This is a genomic window from Nocardiopsis chromatogenes YIM 90109 (genome assembly GCF_000341185.1).
In the GTDB taxonomy this organism is placed as follows: Bacteria; Actinomycetota; Actinomycetes; order Streptosporangiales; family Streptosporangiaceae; genus Nocardiopsis_A; species Nocardiopsis_A chromatogenes.
This window is the reverse complement of the sequence record NZ_ANBH01000409.1, coordinates 1-765: the sequence shown is the minus strand read 5'-3', so window position 1 is coordinate 765 and position 765 is coordinate 1. Positions and strand designations below refer to the sequence as shown.

Genomic DNA, 765 nt, shown 5'->3' with positions numbered 1-765 from the left:
GGCGGACTGGCCGTCAACGTCATCGAGTGCTGAGGGCGTCTCAGGCCACCACGTGGAAGGTGCGCAGGGCCGCCGCGATGTCCTCGATATCGCCGAGCCTTCCCGTGGCGACGTCGAGGACGAACGCCTCCGCCCTGTCCTCGTCGACGGGTTCGATCAGCGGAGCCCCGTTCACCTCCAGAAAGGTGGCCGCGCAGTTCCACGCGGCCCGCTTGTTGCCGTCGACGAACACGTGGTTCCGAGCGAGGGAGTGCATGAGCGCCGCGGCCTTGTCGAACAGGCTGGGATAGTGCTCCACCCCGAAGGAGGAGGAGCGCGGTCGATGCGCCGCGCTTTCCAGAAGCCCGTAGTCCCGCACGACGGCGTCACTCTGGTCGTTCTGCCGCAGCGTCAAGGTGGTGATCTCGGCTATGAGGGATGCGTTCAGATAGATGACGGCGTCTGAGGGCATCTACTGGGCGAGCCTCCGGTTCAGCTCAGCGGAGACGCGGGTCACCCGCGCTGCCGCCTCCATAACCCGGCGACGCTGGATCGCGTCGAGGACACTCTCCTTCGCGAGCTTCTTGACGCTGGTCGACTCCGCCGCGGCCGCCTGGCGGATCTGTTCCATCTCTTCTTCGGAGAACTCGATATTCAGCGCAGGCATACTCCCACCCCACTTGGTACCTAACCTGGTACCAGGTTACATCCGTCAGGGGTGACCGCACAGACGCTGTCAACCGTTGCACTCGCCAAGGTGATCAGGACGATGCGGGACACCGGCCG

The 765-nt window shown here is 65.1% G+C and carries 2 protein-coding genes; both read right to left on the bottom strand.

What is annotated here, in order from left to right; all coding sequences use genetic code 11:
• Positions 1–40: 40 nt before the first annotated feature.
• Entirely contained in the window at positions 41–451 is a 411-nt protein-coding gene (locus D476_RS0131615; RefSeq protein WP_017627858.1) for a type II toxin-antitoxin system death-on-curing family toxin, read from the bottom strand.
• Positions 452–646 carry a hypothetical protein gene (locus D476_RS0131610; protein WP_017601963.1) on the bottom strand — a complete coding sequence of 65 codons (195 nt, stop codon included), beginning with the start codon at positions 644–646 and terminating at the stop codon, positions 452–454.
• Positions 647–765: the final 119 nt, after the last annotated feature.

Excerpts from the sequence above, each read along its gene's own strand:
- D476_RS0131615 (WP_017627858.1), bottom strand. The coding sequence starts at position 451 with ATGCCCTCAGACGCCGTCATCTATCTGAACGCATCCCTCATAGCCGAG.
- D476_RS0131610 (WP_017601963.1), bottom strand. The coding sequence starts at position 646 with ATGCCTGCGCTGAATATCGAGTTCTCCGAAGAAGAGATGGAACAGATC.